The organism is Chryseobacterium sp. YIM B08800, assembly GCF_026163565.1.
In the GTDB taxonomy this organism is placed as follows: Bacteria; Bacteroidota; Bacteroidia; order Flavobacteriales; family Weeksellaceae; genus Chryseobacterium.
On the sequence record NZ_JAPDKN010000007.1, the window covers coordinates 61,789 to 79,694 of the forward strand.

Annotated in this window: 16 protein-coding genes; 9 read left to right on the forward strand and 7 right to left on the reverse strand. The window is 33.4% G+C overall.

Annotated elements, in window-relative coordinates; translation table 11 throughout:
- Positions 1–774, forward strand: coding sequence for an alpha/beta fold hydrolase (locus tag OEW74_RS03790; protein ID WP_265427229.1), 774 nt, complete (start codon positions 1–3; stop codon positions 772–774).
- Between the two features lie 165 nt (positions 775–939).
- Here OEW74_RS03790 and OEW74_RS03795 read toward each other — a convergent pair whose 3' ends face one another.
- Entirely contained in the window at positions 940–1,557 is a 618-nt protein-coding gene (locus OEW74_RS03795; protein WP_265427230.1) for a hypothetical protein, read from the reverse strand.
- A gap of 54 nt (positions 1,558–1,611) precedes the next feature.
- The gene (locus tag OEW74_RS03800) at positions 1,612–1,890 is read right to left on the reverse strand and encodes a rhodanese-like domain-containing protein (protein WP_074229729.1); all 279 of its coding nucleotides are present in this window, start codon (positions 1,888–1,890) and stop codon (positions 1,612–1,614) included.
- 109 nt (positions 1,891–1,999) lie between these two features.
- On the opposite strand from OEW74_RS03800, the gene queG reads away from it, so the two are divergent.
- The 6 genes from queG (at position 2,000) to OEW74_RS03830 (ending at position 9,916) form a co-directional block, all read left to right on the forward strand.
- On the forward strand, positions 2,000–2,944 hold the full coding sequence (queG, locus tag OEW74_RS03805) for a tRNA epoxyqueuosine(34) reductase QueG (protein WP_265427231.1): 945 nt from the start codon (positions 2,000–2,002) through the stop codon (positions 2,942–2,944).
- Between the two features lie 366 nt (positions 2,945–3,310).
- A complete protein-coding gene (locus tag OEW74_RS03810) occupies positions 3,311–3,994 on the forward strand; it encodes a TIGR02117 family protein (RefSeq protein ID WP_265427232.1) in 684 nt (227 codons plus the stop codon).
- Between the two features lie 5 nt (positions 3,995–3,999).
- A complete protein-coding gene (locus OEW74_RS03815) occupies positions 4,000–4,656 on the forward strand; it encodes a murein L,D-transpeptidase catalytic domain-containing protein (protein ID WP_265427233.1) in 657 nt (218 codons plus the stop codon).
- Positions 4,657–4,867: 211 nt separating this feature from the next.
- Positions 4,868–6,658 carry a cytochrome-c peroxidase gene (locus OEW74_RS03820; RefSeq protein WP_265427234.1) on the forward strand — a complete coding sequence of 597 codons (1,791 nt, stop codon included), beginning with the start codon at positions 4,868–4,870 and terminating at the stop codon, positions 6,656–6,658.
- Between the two features lie 160 nt (positions 6,659–6,818).
- Positions 6,819–8,966, forward strand: a complete 2,148-nt coding sequence (locus OEW74_RS03825) for an alkaline phosphatase PhoX (protein WP_265427235.1) — start codon at positions 6,819–6,821, stop codon at positions 8,964–8,966.
- 53 nt (positions 8,967–9,019) lie between these two features.
- Positions 9,020–9,916, forward strand: a complete 897-nt coding sequence (locus OEW74_RS03830; protein WP_265427236.1) for a leucine-rich repeat domain-containing protein — start codon at positions 9,020–9,022, stop codon at positions 9,914–9,916.
- Between the two features lie 470 nt (positions 9,917–10,386).
- Here the strand turns inward: OEW74_RS03830 and ligD are convergent, their stop codons facing one another.
- From ligD to OEW74_RS03845, 3 genes are all read right to left on the reverse strand, one after another.
- Positions 10,387–12,240 (reverse strand): DNA ligase D, encoded by a 1,854-nt coding sequence (ligD, locus tag OEW74_RS03835; RefSeq protein WP_265427237.1) that lies wholly within the window; start codon positions 12,238–12,240, stop codon positions 10,387–10,389.
- A gap of 77 nt (positions 12,241–12,317) precedes the next feature.
- The gene (locus OEW74_RS03840) at positions 12,318–12,920 is read right to left on the reverse strand and encodes a DNA polymerase ligase N-terminal domain-containing protein (protein WP_265427238.1); all 603 of its coding nucleotides are present in this window, start codon (positions 12,918–12,920) and stop codon (positions 12,318–12,320) included.
- The gene (locus OEW74_RS03845; protein ID WP_265427239.1) at positions 12,920–13,705 is read right to left on the reverse strand and encodes a Ku protein; all 786 of its coding nucleotides are present in this window, start codon (positions 13,703–13,705) and stop codon (positions 12,920–12,922) included. Before OEW74_RS03845 ends, OEW74_RS03840 begins: the two co-directional genes overlap by 1 nt.
- 307 nt (positions 13,706–14,012) lie before the next feature.
- Here OEW74_RS03845 and OEW74_RS03850 point away from each other — a divergent pair, with 307 nt between their 5' ends.
- Together OEW74_RS03850 and OEW74_RS03855 are read left to right on the forward strand one after the other, a co-directional pair.
- Positions 14,013–14,999, forward strand: a complete 987-nt coding sequence (locus tag OEW74_RS03850; protein ID WP_265427240.1) for an SDR family oxidoreductase — start codon at positions 14,013–14,015, stop codon at positions 14,997–14,999.
- 413 nt (positions 15,000–15,412) lie between these two features.
- The gene (locus OEW74_RS03855; RefSeq protein WP_265427241.1) at positions 15,413–15,793 is read left to right on the forward strand and encodes a low affinity iron permease family protein; all 381 of its coding nucleotides are present in this window, start codon (positions 15,413–15,415) and stop codon (positions 15,791–15,793) included.
- Between the two features lie 163 nt (positions 15,794–15,956).
- Here OEW74_RS03855 and OEW74_RS03860 read toward each other — a convergent pair whose 3' ends face one another.
- Positions 15,957–16,553: a Crp/Fnr family transcriptional regulator gene (locus tag OEW74_RS03860; RefSeq protein WP_265427242.1), complete on the reverse strand. Its 597-nt coding sequence runs from the start codon at positions 16,551–16,553 to the stop codon at positions 15,957–15,959.
- A gap of 611 nt (positions 16,554–17,164) precedes the next feature.
- Entirely contained in the window at positions 17,165–17,761 is a 597-nt protein-coding gene (locus tag OEW74_RS03865) for a Crp/Fnr family transcriptional regulator (protein ID WP_265427243.1), read from the reverse strand.
- Positions 17,762–17,906 lie beyond the last annotated feature (145 nt).

The window sequence follows — 17,906 nt, forward strand, 5'->3', positions numbered from 1 at the left end:
ATGATTGATGAGGTAATCGATGTAAAGGGGAAAAACTTATTTATAAAATTTAATAACACATTCAAAAATAAACCAACCATTGTTTTTTTGCATGATTCTTTAGGCTCAGTTCAGCTTTGGAGAGATTTTCCTGAAAAATTGGCGAAAGCGATCCAATGTAATGTTTTACTATATGACCGTTTAGGATACGGAAAATCATTTCCAATGATTACTCATGAAAGAGAAAATAATTACATGGAATTGGAAGCAGATATATTAAATGATTTGCTTTCTGAATTGAATATTAACGATGCCATTCTTTTCGGTCACAGCGATGGTGGAACGATTGCTTTAATTACAGCATCAAAATATCCTGAAAAAGTAAAAGCTGTCATTTGTGAAGCCGGACATATATTTGTTGAAGATATCACTATAAAAGGCGTTGAAGAAGCGTTAAATGCTTACAGCACCACAAACCTACCTCAACGCCTTGAAAAATATCACGGTGATAAAGTAGAAACCATTGTAAAAGCCTGGACTGAAATTTGGCTCAGCGACAATTTCAGAAGCTGGAATATTGAGTATTTATTGAAAAACATAAAAAGTCCGCTATTATTTATTCAGGGAGAAGCAGATGAATACGGAACTTTAAACCAAGTTGAAAAAACTGTTTCGCAGGTTAAAGGAACTTCTGAGAAATTCATCATTCCGAACATCGGACATACACCACACAGAGAATCTCCGGAAATAGTTTTAAATAAATCAATTGAATTTATAAATTCAGTAATCCATTAATTCGCTTAAAAAATTCCCCTCCTTTGGAGGGGTGGCGAAAATTCAAAGAATTTTTGACGGGGTGGTTAAAAAAGACACCACTAATATATACACTTTCAATAATATCAATAGGAGCGGGCTTTAGCCCGCTTAATTTTTAAATGAGAAAATGGCTTTATCCAAAATCTATAAACTTTTCAATTCAAATTCTATATTCTCTCTCGCCTGAGTTTCATATTTATTCCTAAAAAATTCAGTTTTATAAATACTTTCCAGCTCCAAAAAATGTTGTAAAACCTTTTTTCTTCCCGGCTTATAAAGAAAATCCGGATAAATAGAATATTCTTTTCTGATCTGTTTTGTATATTCTGAATAAGCTTCATTGCTTTTTCCAAGAATTGATAGATCAGCATCCAAAAGAAAATTAGTGTCTTTATTTTCAGATTTTTGATGAGATTTTGTAGCTACAATCTGCTCGTAAACTTGTTGAATGTCATTATTATTTACACCCAAACTTTCAAGTCTTTCTTTTGCAACATCTGCACTTTTTTCCTCATTTAATTTCGAAGTCGCATCATAAATTACATCATGATAAAAAATAGAAAATGAAATATTATCAAATTTTTCAATCTGATTTCTTACAACATCAATTTCCTCGAACATATTTTCTAAATGTTGAAGATTATGATAATGCCTGCTTTTCTCGGAATAATTGTTCTCTATTTCATTCCAAAATTTTTCAATTAAAACCTTATCTTCAGTAAAGTTCAGACAAAGCGTTTCAAATCTATCTTTTAAAATCATAAATCCAAATTCAATTAAATAAAAAAGGAACTTAAAAAAGTTCCTTCTGTTTTGTTATAAACTTGCTTTCAAATCAGCCCAGCCTCCGCCGTTGTAGCCATCTTTTAAACCTTGAGAATTAAGATATTCTAGAGCTTTTCCGCTTCTGTTTCCGCTTCTGCAGAACAAAACGACAGGCTTTTCGATAGATAAGATTTCTTCTTTTCTGTCTTCAACTTCTCCCAAAGGAATATTGGTTGCTCCTTCTATATTTCCGTCCATTTCAAGCTCCATTGGCTCACGAACGTCGATTAATGCATAATTTCCTGACTGTAATACATCTGCTAATGACATAATGTTTAAAATTTTTGAGTTAAAATTACAATTTAGATGAATAAAGATTTTCATCCCTCCAAACTCCAACAAATTTATAAAATAATCTTAGTTTTGCAATGCGAAATCTATGAATTCAACTGCTGAAAAATATTCTCAATTAATCAAGTCTAAAGCTAAAAGTTTTGGGTTTCAGAATTGTGGAATTTCCAAAGCTGATTTCTTGGAAGAAGATGCACGTCATTTAGAAAAATGGCTTAAAAATAATTTCCATGGCGAAATGAAATATATGGAAAATCATTTCGATAAAAGATTAGATCCAAGATTGTTGGTAGAAGGTTCAAAATCGGTGATTTCGCTTTCTTACAACTATTTTCCTGAAGAAAAAATTTCCGCATTAGAGAATTTTAAAATTTCAAAATATGCGTATGCTGAGGATTATCATGAAGTGGTAAAAGAAATTCTTCGTGATCTAGTTTCTGAATTGCAGGAGGAGATTGGAGATTTTGGTTTTCGTGTTTTTGTAGATTCGGCTCCGGTTTTGGAAAGAAGCTGGGCAAAAAAATCAGGAATTGGCTGGGTTGGAAAAAATGCTAATTTAATTACGAAACAAAGCGGTTCGTTCTATTTTTTAGCGGAAATTATTTGTGATTTAGATTTAATTTCTGATAACGAAACGACCGATCACTGCGGAAGTTGCAGAAAATGTATCGATGCCTGTCCGACTGATGCGATTGTTTCAGAGAAAATTGTTGATGGAAGCAAATGCATTTCGTATGCAACAATTGAATTAAAAACTGAAATTCCGGATTATTTTAAAGATAAAATGGAAGACTGGATGTTTGGTTGTGATATTTGTCAGGATGTCTGTCCGTGGAACCGTTTTTCGGCGCCGAATCTTCAGGCTAAATTTAAACCAAATGAAGCTTTGAAAAATTTCAAAAAAGGAGAATGGAAAGAATTAACCCAAGAAATATTCTCTGAAATATTCCGGAAATCACCTGTAAAGCGTACAAAATTTGCTGGGTTAAAAAGAAATATTGAGTTTTTGAATCAGTCTTCAAAAGAATTATAGTAAAATATAAAGGTGAAAAAACCTCTTTGGAAATTGTACTCTCCAAAAATAATGAGTTTATTGTATCATTCCTTAAAACTTTAGTTTTAAAGAAATAAAAGATTTCAATTCGTAAAGGTTTAAAAAGTCCTTTCTACAAAAGAAAAAATGACTTTCAAAAAGAGAATGTCTTTAAGAAAATCAACGTTTTTTCTGGGTTCTTTTAGGAGCTGTTTTTACTCTTACTTTAAATCTTTTCTGGGATTTCGTATTTTTAAGCATATTTGTGAATGTTTGTTAGCTAAATTTAATTAATTTTTCAATTAAAATAAATACTTTTAGGAAAAAAATTAGATTAAATTTTATTAAACTCCAATATCTATAAACATGAATGTGAAAATTATACTGATCTATTTATTGAAAACTCTCGGGTTTATCCTCGGAATCGTAGTTCTATACGCAGTTCTTGGTTATTTACTTCCTTTTATCAAAATTTCGGCAAAAGATGATGGTGAGCAAAAAGAAATTCCGATTTACATCTATACCAACGGTGTTCATACCGATATTGTAATGCCCGTTAAAAATGAATTACACGATTGGAGTACAAAAATTCCGTTTGCAAACACAACCTCGAAAAAAACAGATTACAATTATGTAGGAATCGGGTGGGGCGACAAAGGTTTTTATCTGGATACACCAACATGGGCAGACCTGAAATTTTCTACAGCCGTGAAAGCCGCCTTTTGGATGAGCGAATCTGCAATGCACACTTCATTCTATCATGCAATGATCGAAGCAGCTGATTGCAAAAAAATAATGATCAGTAAAAAGCAGTATTTAGAATTAGTGAAATTTATCGACGCCAAATTTGACACAGATACAAACGGAAATTATATATTAATTCCCACTAAAGCTGTGTACAGTGATAATGATGCGTTTTATGATGCGAAAGGAAGGTATAGCTTCCTAAATACGTGCAATACTTGGGCAAATGATGCATTGAAAGCTGCAGGACAAAAAGCTGCGTGGTGGACTCCAACAGATTATGGTATTTTCTTACATTATAAATAAATCTTGTGAAAATATTTCATTTAATTTTCCTGCTTATTATTCTTTCGTCTTGCCAAAACGATTCGAAAAAGCTTGTTGGTAACACTGTTTCAGAAAATAGAAATGTTGTTGAAAGTAAAAAGCCAGAATTAGATTTAATAAAAACAAAAAAGAAAGCGGAAGAAGCTCTCGCATTTTGCAAAAGCAAAAAAATGAATACTGATCTCTGTATTTTAATTGATATGAGTATGCATTCGGGACTTAACCGTTTTATAATTTGGGACTTTAAAGAGCAGAAAATTTCGAATAAATATTTGGTAGGTCATGGTTGCGGAAACAATACTTGGAGCAGTGATGAATCAAAAGACAATCCAGAATTTAGCAATGAAGACGGAAGTCATCTTTCGGCTTTGGGAAAATACCAATTGGGAGAAAGAGGAAAAAGCGATTGGGGAATTCATGTAAAATATTTAATGCACGGTTTAGAAGAAACAAATAACAATGCTTTAAAAAGATTCATTGTTTTTCATTCTTGGGGTTTGATGAGTGACGTGGAAGTTTATCCGAAAGGTTCTCCGGAAGGATGGGGTTGCCCTACGATTTCCAATAATGCGATGAAGGAATTAGACCCGATTATTCAAAATTCTAAAAAACCTTTACTGATGTGGATTTATAATGAATGATTTATAAATTATTGAAGTGCAATTTTTTAACTGTTAATATTAATTTGGTTCGTTTTTCTGGTATTTAAAAAAGGATAATTAGGTAAGTAAATCGTAAACATTATTTAATTTACTCGTAAAATTCTTGTAATCTAATCAGGTTACTTTTGCGATTAAAACTGTGAGATATTATCTTTTACTGCTTATTCCATGTGCTTTCATTTTTTCTGTGATGTCTTTTAACTCTGTAGATCAGGGCGTGAAAAATGACAATAAATTTATAAACAGAGGTTTACGTGAGTTTAAAATTGAGTTAGAATATTTAAAAAATGATGTAGATCTTTATTCACAAGAAAAAATTTCCTTAGAAAAGCTTCAGCAAACCTTACGAAATACAAGAAATTCATTTAAAGAAATAGAATTTTTCGTAGCTTATTATTATCCTGAATTTACCAAAACTCACCTTAATGCAGCGCCGCTTTTTCATATAGAAGCTGCCGGAACTTCCGCTTATACTTTGCCTCCCGAAGGTTTACAGGTTTTAGATGAACTTATTTTTTCTGACGAGGCCAATGCGCAAAAAGAAGAAATAAGCACAATTACCAATTTTCTGTACAACAGCTATGCAAACTTTTATTTAAGTACTTTGAATAACGGATTAAGCTCAGGAAATAATAAAACATTGCCTTTGCGAATTGAACTTATTAGAATTTACAGTTTAGGGGTGACAGGTTTTGATACTCCGGGTTCGCTTAATATTTCCGAGGAAGCGGCTCATGCTTTAAAGGGAATGAGTGAATACATCAATGATGAAGCTTATTTTAAAAATTTTAAAATAGAAAAAGCCAATTTACTTATTCAAAAGGCAATTACTTATCTTGGCAAGAATACCGATTTTGAGACTTTCGACAGAATAGAGTTTTATAAACAATTTGTTCAGCCTTTATATGCAGAATTAGGAAGTTGGGATGGCAATCCTGATGATCTCAAAAACTTTTCGGGCTGGAATGTTTCAAATAAAGATTTTTTTAAGGCAGATTTTTTTGATCCTTATTTTTATACCATTTTAAAACCTTCTGAAGATTCTGAAGAATTGAAAAATTTAGGTGAAAAGATCTTCTATGACCAAAGCTTCAGTTCGAATGGAGCGATGAGTTGCGCAAGTTGTCACCTACCAGAAAATGCATACACCGATCTAAAACAGAGATCGGCAAGCAATGTAGAGGGAAAAACAGTTTTAAGAAATTCTCCTTCTTTGTATAATGCAGTTTTTGCAAAAAGGTTTTTTTATGATATGAGAGCTTTTTATCTTGAGCAGCAGGCGGAACATGTGATCTATAATCAGGATGAATTTAATACCGATTATCAAAAAATTGTACAAAAACTGAATGGCAATAAAGAGTATAAAAAAGAGTTTAAGAAAGTTTTTAAAGACGAAAAAATTAATAAACAAAATTTTTCGAAAGCGCTAAGTTCTTTTGTGGCATCCTTGTATTCGTTTGAAAGTGATTTTGATTGTTTTATGAGAAACGAAAAAGAAATTTCTGAAGATGCTAAAAAAGGGTACAATCTATTCATGGGGAAAGCCAATTGTGCGACTTGTCATTTTGCGCCACATTTTTCAGGTCTCGTACCACCTTTCTTTAATGAAAATGAATCTGAAGTTTTAGGAGTGACCAAACTGCCAATTTCCAATTTGCCTGTAGAACTAGATGGCGACAGAGGAAGAATAAATTCTAATGTGAAAAAAGAAAATTCATGGATCTATGAAAATTCATTCAAAACCATGACCGTGAGGAACATTGCCTTAACAAAACCTTACTTTCACAACGGAGCTTTTAATACACTTGAAGAAGTGATTGAATTTTATAATGAAGGAGGTGGCGAAGGTTTAGGGTTGCCAATGAAAAATCAAACGCTTCCTGCAGACAAACTTGATCTGACGGAATCGGAAAAAAAGCAACTCATCAGTTTTCTAAATACTTTAACAGACATCAGCAAGGCTAAAAAATTAGTGAAATAGAGCTTCGGTTTTACATGAATTTTAAATTTAATAATAAGTTAAAGTTCGTAACATTTACTTTTAGTTTTCTTAATATTCATCGGGGTTTAATTAAAGATAGCGTAACGCAATGCCGAGACAAAAAAAATAGTTTTGCATTGTAAATGAAATTTTAATAAAAGTGAAAAGAAAACTACTTAGTATCGCAGCTTTGGCATTGATGACGACATCGATGATCCAGGCACAGACTACAATTTTTGCATTGCAAAGTGCATGGAAGTATAACGACGCAGATGTTGCATTGCCCGCAACCTGGAAAAGCTCCAATTATGATGTTTCAAACTGGGCTGTAGGAAACGGACCATTAGGATATGGTGACCCTGTTACTACTTCTTTTGTTTCAGGTGTAGATACCGCTTATCTTATCAAAGATTTTACCGTGAATTTGGCAGATCTTTCTAATACGATGGAATTTGGTGTGAGAAGAGATGATGGAATCATTGTTTATCTAAACGGTGAAGAGGTAATAAGAGACAATATGCCTGCTGGTGTTGTTAGTCATAGTACTTTCTCAAGTACAACGATTGACGGAGCTGCAGAAACTGCTATTAACTTATTCTCTATTCCGAAAAACAAGTTTGTACAAGGAACGAATAGAATTTCAATTGAATTGCACAATAGAAGTGCAACAAGCTCAGATCTAACTATCGATGCATATCTTAAAACGACTGCAACTGTTACCCCACCAGTTACCAACTGTACAGGAACGCATATCAGCTGTTTTACTTCAATTGTTCCGACAACACAAACTTCAAAATTAATTATTCCTGCAGAACACAAATATCAGCTGATCTTAAAAGAAGGAGATAATTATACTGAAGGTGGCGGATTGGTTGGTGGTCTTAATGACTTTACAGCGTATGTTGCTAAAAATAACAGCAGTACCGACGGATACCTTTCTGTAAACCATGAAACCAATCCAGGAGGTGTTACCATGGCAGAAGTTAACTATAATACTTCAACCAAACTTTGGCAGTTAACAAAATCAAGAGCGGTAAGCTTTTCGGCGTCAAGTCTGGTACAGACCATCAGAAACTGTTCTGGAGGAATTACGCCTTGGGGGACTGTGGTAACAGCTGAAGAATCTGTTACTTCAAACGATACAAATGCTGATGGATATAAAGATTACGGCTGGTTGGTAGAGATCGACCCTGCAACAGCACAGGTGATGTCTCATAACCAAGCGGGAACTAAGGATAAACTTTGGCAGATGGGAATCATGAATCATGAGAATGTAGTGATTAATGATGCAGGAACTGTTGCTTATTATGGGGAAGATGGCGGAACTCACATGGTGTATAAATATGTGATGGATACTCCGAATAATCTGGCTTCGGGGAATTTATATGTTTTAAAACTTGATCAGGGATTAAGCGGCGGAAACCCTGTTGTTACTACAGGACAGTGGATTCAGATTCCAAATAAATCTCAGGCAGACCAAAATAATACAGCTTCTTTGGCTCAGTCTGCTGGAGGTACTTCGTTTAATGGAGTAGAAGATGTTGAGATAAGCCCACTAGACGGTAAAATTTATTTTACAGCAAAAGGTTTAGACAAAGTGTACAGAATGACAGATAACGGAATGACGCTTTCAAACGTAGAAACTTTCGTTGGAGGTGCATCAACTACTTATTCATTCAATACGGCTCAAGGAGTAAAAACTGAAGCTTGGGGAGACGGAAACGATAACCTTACTTTTGATGAGCTTGGAAACCTTTGGGTACTTCAGGATGGTGGTAAAAACTACATTTGGGTGATTGGCCCAGATCATACACAGGCAAATCCTAATGTAAGATTATTTGCATCAATGCCTGCAGGATCAGAGCCTACTGGTCTTACTTTCACACCGGATAAGAAATTTGGTTTCTTCTCAATCCAACATCCGAATTCTACGATTTCTACCGATGTAGATGCTACAGGAAATACAATAGATTACAGAGGGAAATCTGCTACAGTAGTTGTTGCTTTACAGCAATTTTTAGGAACTTCTGGAAGTTTGGGTACGGTAGAAGTTGTTAATGAAAATGATGTAACGGTTGCTCCGAATCCTACATCAGGAATTGTAAAAATCAATTCTCCGAAAGCACTGAAAAATCTTGAAATTACTGCGTACAGCATTGACGGAAAAGTTGTGTATAAAAAGAAAGTTACTGGTTCTACCACAAGTTTAGATCTAGATTTCACAAATGAACTTCAGGCATCAAGAGTTTTAATATTAAATATTGAAGCAGACGGATTCCAGAAGACAACTAAGATTCTTAAAAAATAGTTTTAATACTTTATAATGGTCGTCGGAGTTTTTTCGGCGACCTTTTTTTGTTTATGAAAAAATATATTTGCCTTTTATCATTTTTGTGTATTGCTAATATAAAAGCACAGATCGATCCTGTAAAATATCCTACCTACACAAATATGGAGGCTGCTTTGAAGTCTGATAAAACAGTTTATAGCTTAAGTTTCAGAGATAAAGGTTTGTTTAATTTACCGCCTGACATTAAGAAAATGGATTCTGTTTTTTTTCTGAATATGATGGGAAATAATTTTGAGAAGCTAGATGATGTGCTTTTTTCACTTTCACAACTTGAAATTCTTAATATCAACGAAAACAGCATTAAATATATTCCGGATGAGATTAGCAAACTTAAAAAGCTGACTACATTTTCTATGAATCTTAACCAGTTGACAGAGCTTAATCCTGAGTTTGCCAAACTCCAAAACCTTAAAGTAGTACAGCTCGATGCGAATAATCTGAGCGTTTTCCCAAAAGCTCTAACGGAAATTTCCGGACTTGAAGAAATCAATTTGCACAGTAACCAGATCAGTATGGTTTCTGATGTTGATAAAATAAAAAATCTTAAGTTTCTGAATCTTTCATCCAATCAGATCAATGATCTTAATGAAACCGGATTTCCGAATAAGCTCAAATATCTTGAGCTGCAAAAAAATATGTTACTTACACTCTCAAAAAACATTCTGACTTTAAAAAATCTTGAGTTTTTGAATGTAGGAGAGAATAAAATATCCGAAATTTCGCCTCAAATAAAACATTTAAAGAATATCATCAGTCTTAATTTGGCAAATAACAAGTTAACATCATTACCGAAAGAAATTACTGATTTAAAAAACTTAAAAACACTTATTCTTACGGGCAATCCTATGAGTACAGCTCAAGTTGAGGATTTGAAAAAACAAATGCCGAATACTCAGATTTATTTTTAATTATCTTCTTAAAAATTTAAAACTAAAATTTATTATTCCTAAAAAATAAAAACCTCTGAAAAATATTTCAGAGGTTTTTTGTACCCATAACCGAAGAGATATCGAAACATTTGGTTGGTGATTTGGAAAGAATTGCAGAATTAAATAATCCTGTCATGTGACCTTGACGAGCGTATCTTCAAACACTGTTATCGATGATTTGATTCTTTTGAGCCAAATTAAAAACGAATTAAAAATATTAAATTTTAATGCAATTTAATTTCAAAAATTATATTGACGCAAAGTTGGAATTGTTTGTCTTCTGTATGATTTACTTGTCGGTCGCAAAAATGTCAAATTGTTTAATCTCTGAAAAGAATTCAAATTAAAATTTTAACCTTTGCTTCTTTTGGCCTATAGTTGTTTTATAGAGACATTATTTTATAAATAAAAATAATTTATAGGCCTTTCTGTTTTTTTCAGGTCTAAATTTAAATATTCTGCAACAACTCCAACGACTTCATCATATCAATTCCCTTTCCCAAAACAGGTTTAAACAAATCTCCCTTCTCTTTAATTCTCCCCAAAGCATTATGAATATTGAAATCCGTTGGTTTTAATGCTTTTTTTAATTCATTCCATTCTAAAGGCATCGAAACGGAAGCCCCTTCTTTCGGACGAACGCTGTAAACACTCGCCAAAGTCTGTCCGGTTCGGTTTTGAAGATAATCGAGGTAGATTTTCTTGTCGTCTCTTTTTTGTAAACTTCTTTCTAATGTCGTGAGTTTTGGCAGTTTTTCATTCACCTGCTTCATCAAAATATAAGCAAACTCTTTCACCTGGTCAAAGTCATATTTTCCACCCATCGGAATATAAACGTGAATTCCTGTACTTCCAGAAGTTTTACAATACCCTTTAATGTTTATGGATTGTAATACTTCATTCACTTGCAGAGACGTTTCAATAACATCATCAAAAGTATTTTTCTTTGAAGGATCAAGGTCTAAAACCAAAAAATCAGGATGCTCCAAATCTGGAAGCGAGGAATTCCAAGGATTGAGATCGATACAGCCTAAATTATTAAGATAAGCCAAGGTTGCCTTGTCATTGCAGTAAATATAATCGATGTATTTGTCGTTGGATTCCGAATAAACCTCTGTTGTTTTAATCCAATCCGGAATGCTATCACCTGCATCTTTCTGATAAAATCCCTGTTCTTCAATGCCATTGGGAAAGCGGTTTAAAGAAAGCGGACGGTTTTTTAGATGGGGTAAAATATATTCCGCAACCGACTGATAATAATCGACCAAGTCACCTTTGGTAATGCCGTCTTTCGGAAAATAAATTTTATCCTGATTGGTCAGTTTTACGGTATGTTTATTCAATGTAATTTCTTTCTCTTTTTCAGAAATTTCTGATTTTTTTGATGAGGTTTTTGCTTTCATTTCTTTAGGTTTTTCGTTTACATCTTCAGGATTTTTATCTTCACGAATCGTTACAAACACAGGATGTCGGAACATTCCGTCTTTGGTAATTTCAGAATATTTTATTTCGCAGACCAATTCAGGTTTTGTCCATGTTACCGGCATATTAGTTTTAGGAATGGTTTCAAACGGTGAAGTTTTTGTCGTTAATTTTTTTAATCTTGAATGAATTTGATGAATCAATTCTTTATTAAATCCGGTTCCGGTATGTCCGGCGTAAATCAATTTTCCATCACTATATTTCCCTAAAATCAAGGCTCCAAAACCTTCTCTTGAACCGCGGGGTTTGGTAAATCCACAAATAATAGCTTCTTCTGTGGTGGTGAATTTTATTTTCAGCCAATCGGAACTTCGGTGATTTTCAATATAAAGACTGTCAGCTTTTTTGGCAATCATTCCTTCCAAGTTCATTTTTTTCATTTGATTAAAAAATTCAATGCCTTTTTCGGGAATATGATCGCAATATTTAATGACGTCTGTTTCAATCAACGCTTCTTTTAAAAGCTCTTTTCGTTGAGTTAAAGGAATGTTTTCAGTTGAATGACCATTCAGCCACAAAATATCAAAAACCTGATAAACTAAGGCTAAATTTGGGTTGTCTCCAATCTGCTGTAATAACTGGAAATTCGGTCTTCCGTTTTCGTCGTAAGCAACAATTTCACCATCTAAAATCATTTTATGCTTTTGATTTTCGAAATCCTGCGAAATTTTTTCGAATTTGGATAAAAAAGAAATTCCGTTTCGGGAATAGAAAAGTGGCTGTTTTTTTCTGAGATCGGCAACAGCTCGATAACCGTCCCATTTTATTTCAAAGATCCAATCCTCATCGTCGAATGCTTTTTCATGAGGTTTTGCGAGCATCGGTTTAATGAAATTCTTTAATTTTTTTTCGTCAACTAAAGAATTAAATCGTTGGAATTTAGGTTTTGTTTCCGAAGTTATGATTTCTTTTTGCTGCTTTTTAGGCTTTTTTTTTCCTCTAAAAATTTTGTAACCTGAGAATTTTTGGCTGTGTTTTCTTCGGCATCGTAATGTTCTTCTGCAAATTTATCATTATGTTTAATGAGAAGCCATGCATTATTTTCTGCATTTTTCATTTTAACTAAAGCGAACTCTCCTTTTAATTTTTTTCCGTATAAAACGAATTTTAACGAACCGGCTTTTAATTCTTTCAGCAATTCCTTTTCATCAGAAAGTTGACTCGTTTCATCCAAAGGTTCATAAGTTCCGCTGTCCCAGACTTCCACTTGTCCGGCTCCGTAATTTCCTTCGGGAATATTTCCTTCAAAATCTTTATAATCGTAAGGATGATCTTCAACTTCCATCGCCAAACGTTTGTCTTTCGGGTCTAAAGAAGGACCTTTCGGAACTGCCCAGCTTTTCAGAACGCCTTCCATTTCTAATCTGAAATCATAATGAAGTCGCGACGCCGCGTGCCTTTGAATTACAAAAATAAGCTTGTCTTTGCTTTTTTTTGTTTTCCCTTTCGGTTCACTCGTTTCGTCGAATTTCCTTTTTGCGTTATAATCTTTGAGAGCCATTACGATGCGTTTTTGGATTTAGAAGTTTGTAAACTGGCTTTTAACTGAGCCATCAAATCAATCACTTTGCCTTCTTTAGCAGGTTCTGCTTTTCTAGCTTTTACGCCTTTTCCTTTCGCTTTTTGCTTAATAATTTTCATTAAAGATTCGGAATAGGTGTCTTTATACATTTCAGGATCAAATTCCTGCGAAAGCTGTTCTATTAAACTTACCGCCATTTTCAGTTCGGCTGGTTTCGGAGCTTTTTTAGAGGGTATTTTTAAATCTTTATAATCCCGAATTTCCTGAGCAAATCGTAATCTGTTTAAAACCAAAACATCATCATTATAAGGTCGAATCATTCCGATGGCTTCACTTTCACGGAGAACAAAAGTTCCGACACCGACCATTTTTGTTTTAGCTAAAGCATTTAACAGCAATTGGTATGCGTTTTCACCATTTTTTTGCGGTTCGAGAAAGTAAGGATTTTCAAAATAAACGGAATCGACTTCCACTTCTTTTACAAACTGATCAATGGAAAGAATTTTAGATTTTTCAGGACTTGCAGCCTCGTAATCTTCATCATCAAGAATGATGTATTTATCGTCCATGAGATAACCTTTAACAATGTTTTCCCATTTCACTTCTTTGCCTGTTTTTTCGTTGACTCTTTTAAATTTAATATTCGAAAAATCGGATTTATCAAGCATATCCAAATCCAATTTGCTGGTTTCTGTGACGGAATAAATCTTTACAGGAATATTGACTAAACCAAAGCCAATGGCGCCGTTCCAAATTGCTTTCATTGTACTTTATTTTGAATAAAACGTACAATGATTGTGCCGTGTGAAAAAGATCGATTGTAATGTCTTAATATTGAGCATGTAATATACTAGGTAGGTGTTGTTTTGGCATTGAATAAGGCAAGTGATGGGTTTTTATTTTCTTTGATTTGCGGTATTTAGGAGTAATTACACTTAAATAATTTAATTAGTGAGCGCTGTTCGTAGTTAGAATCTAATTTTCACGTACCATATTTTGATAATACGTTATTTAATGGTCTTATAGTTGCTGAACTTTCATTATCAATTTATCACACCAAATACTTTATTAATGAAAAAGCAGACTACAAAAAGTAATGAAATGGGTGAGGATGTGTCAAAGGCCCATATCAATTCAAGAGAATCTTCATTACAACAAAAAGAAAATCAAAGGGATTCAGTATTGACAGATCCAGTCACAAAATATCCTAAACCACCTTTTAAAAGGCAGTTTCAGCCATTTCCAGGATTAGCAGGTAAGATGGATCCAGTTCCTGATCATGGTGAAAAAAGTTATATAGGCTCTGGCAGGTTGAAAGGAAGAAAAGCTTTAATTACTGGTGGAGATTCGGGTATCGGAAGAGCAGCTGCTATAGCATATGCTAGGGAAGGAGCTGATGTAGCAATAAACTATCTTCCTGAAGAAGAAGCTGATGCTAAGGAGGTAATCGCTCTCATAAAAAAAGCAGGCTGCAAAGCTATTGCTATTCCGGGAGATATAAGAGATGAAAGTTTCTGTAAAACATTAGTATCTAAGGCGGTTAAGGAATTGAACGGTATTGATATCTTGGTAAATAATGCTGGTCATCAAAAAACTCATGAATCCATAATGGATATAAGTACTGAAGAATTTGACAGGACTATGAAAACCAATCTTTATGCACCGTTTTGGATCATAAAGGCCGCATTACCACATCTCGAAGCAGGATCATGTATCATAGGTCTGTCATCAGTACAGGCCTATGATCCTTCTGAGGATCTATATGATTATGCACAAACAAAGGCAGCGACCACAAGCTATATCAAATCATTAGCCAAGCAATTGGGATCAAAAGGAATCCGTGTGAATGGTGTCGCTCCAGGACCCGTTTGGACTGCTCTTGAGATCAGCGGAGGACAAACACAAGAGAAAATTGAAAAATTTGGTGAAGATACGGCATTCGGCAGACCGGGACAGCCTGCTGAGCTTGCTTCGATCTTTGTTCAGCTTGCTGATAACAGTGCCAGCTTTACAACTGGGCATATATATGGTGCAGCAGGTGGTAATGGACAACCCTAAAAAATAAATGTATTTACTCAATAGAAAGTGTTTAAAGGAGCACTTTCTATTGTCAAATATATAGTTACATTAATTATTTTTAGAGAATTTTCTTTTTCATCACTATAGTTATACTTATCTCCATGTCACAGAAGAAATGCATCTTTTGTAGTACATGCGACACAAACCCCTTATAAAAATAGATATCGATGTGATCATGATCATACTAAACTGAACTAATTTTTTCGAAATTGGCAGCTCACATAAAAGCTTTGATTGGGCAGTAAGAATTTTATTTATCTAAACTATTTAACTCTAAAAGTTCGGTCACTAGCCAAATATTTTGAGAAGTAATTCAAAAACGATCATTAAAGACATAATCTTTATTAAGTATGCTTCAATATTAATAATAATTTTCACCTATAGTTTATAAAATGAAAAAGAATTTTTTTGACAGATTTGCAGATTGGGCTGCCTGTTTTGCAGGAAGTCCGGGTGCTTTTATCGGGGCAAGTATTTTGGTTATTATCTGGGCAGCTACAGGACCGGTATTTAAATTTTCTGAAGTATGGCAAATGGTTATTAACACAGGAACCACCATCGTTACATTTCTCATGGTTTTTCTAATCCAAAAAGCACAGAATAAAGATTCTAAGGCCATCCAGATAAAGCTTAACGAATTGATTTCAGCTCATGAAAAAGCCAACAATCGAATTGTAGATATTGAAGATTTAACAGAAGATGAACTGGATGAACTTCACAAACTATATGAGAAGTTTGGCAAGTTCCCTAAAAATCACGAAAACAGAAAGTAGTTGGAATTTAAGATTGGACTAATTTTAATTAAGAACCTCGAAAGTCATTATCTTTTTTGAAGAAATGAATAATGAAGGAATGCTCGAAAGAACATTCCTTTTTATCTATAGAATTAAACTGTAATATAATTGTCGCCATTGTATAATGATGCCTACATAAAGATTAATACATAATTTTTCGGTTTGTAATTCGGACTATTTTCTCTCGCTCCATCTTTTTTATAGCTCTTATAGTTGTTTCAACGCATAATCCTGTTAAAGAAGCTAATTGTTGCCTTGTGATGGGAACTTCATAAGTAAATGGAGTTTTATTTTCGTGTTCATGCTTCATGAGCTCCAATACTTCCTTAATCCTTTCAACAGCGCTCGGAGAAGATATTTTTTGCATGAGAATAAATTTACGGTAGAGGTGCTTTGATAAGGATTTGCAGAGTTCTAAATAATGACTTGGATGTTGGTCTAAGTAATGTGTGAAGGTACTTGCACATAATTTGATAATAGTACAATTCGAAATAGCTACAGCATTTACGGGATATGTCTGTTCTATATATAACATATAATCTCCTACGGGATCTTTTGAACTGAGTATATTTTGAATAAATTCTTTACCTGAACTATTATAGTTATTTAGTTTAACATCACCATTAATAATCTGAAAATAAAATTTGGGATTTGAGCCTTCACGAAATATATAATCTCCCGGATTATAATTTTGTTCTACAGCTCCGATGGAGCGTAGAAGTTCTTCTTTAAAAAACATACTTTTAATTTTTGTGGTTAGTGATAAGAATGGATGTAAATTCCCAATGTAGGATCATCAGCGTAATACGAGTATCGTAATTTTGCTGCATGTTACAGTATGTTTTTAAAGCAACAGTCTAACTTAGGATTGACAGAAAATCATGAAGTGGATCGCGCCTTTTTAATAAATATTCATCAGACGATTTTCCATACGAAAGTTGCTAAAGCTCCATAATTTGTTAGGAGATAATATAATTCATCAGCAATTAATATGTAGCAAATATAATGCAAACACTATTTAAACGATATGCTTTGAATCATACTCTGGTATATTTTATCTGTTTTGCAATCATAAAGTTAATTAATTGTAAAATATAAAATATATTAATAGTGGGACTTATGGACTTATTTTAAGCATTATATTATAAATACGTTAATTAAATCATAATTATTTGATTTTAGATCGTATTAGGATTATTTACATGTTATAATTTATCATTATATAATTGCCATTAGCTTAAAATAAAAAGTATGGAAATCGATAACAGAGTAGGATATAGCTGTTACATATGGATACCATTATTTCTTCGAAAGATTCCTCTATCCAATACGAATTATCACGAATAGGTTTTAGTAAAATATTTTACTGTTAATCAATTTTAATACATGATCACTTTCCATTTTCTTAATAGTTCTAATTACAGTTTCAATTCGTAAACCAGTGATGGCAGCCATCTGTTTTCGGGTCAAATAAACCTCGAATGAATATTTTTCTTTGTTATTGCTGTAGCTTTTAAAGTAGTCAAGAATTCCCAAAAGCCTCACCTCCGGTCTCAATGATAAATTATGCTGCATCATGACAAATTTTTGGTACAATCGTTCGGATATAAACTTGTTGATATCTAAAGATACATTCGGATGATCAGCAAGCAATTTAAAGAAGTTGTCTTTTGGAATGGTAATAATTTCACAAGGAGTTAATGTTATCGCATTGACAGGATATTTTTCGGTAATAAAAAGAAGTAATTCACAAACGCTTTGTCCTGAAAACAAAATACTTTGAATAATCTCTTTCCCGTCTTCATCGTAATGATTTAATTTAACTCTTCCCTCTGTTATTTGATAGTAGCGTTTTGGAGTATCACCTTCCTGAAATATTGTATCATGGGCTTTAAACTGTGTCGTTTCTGCACCATATAACTGCAAAAGATTTTGATCGATAATCATAATAATGTGGTGTTGAAGTTAATAGAATATCAAAAATTAAATATTCCTGATTATACTAGATCTTTTAATAGTAAATAGTACAATTCTTATCTAAAGATAATACAAAAACCAGCAACCTAAAATCTATTGATTGCACTGGTTAAAT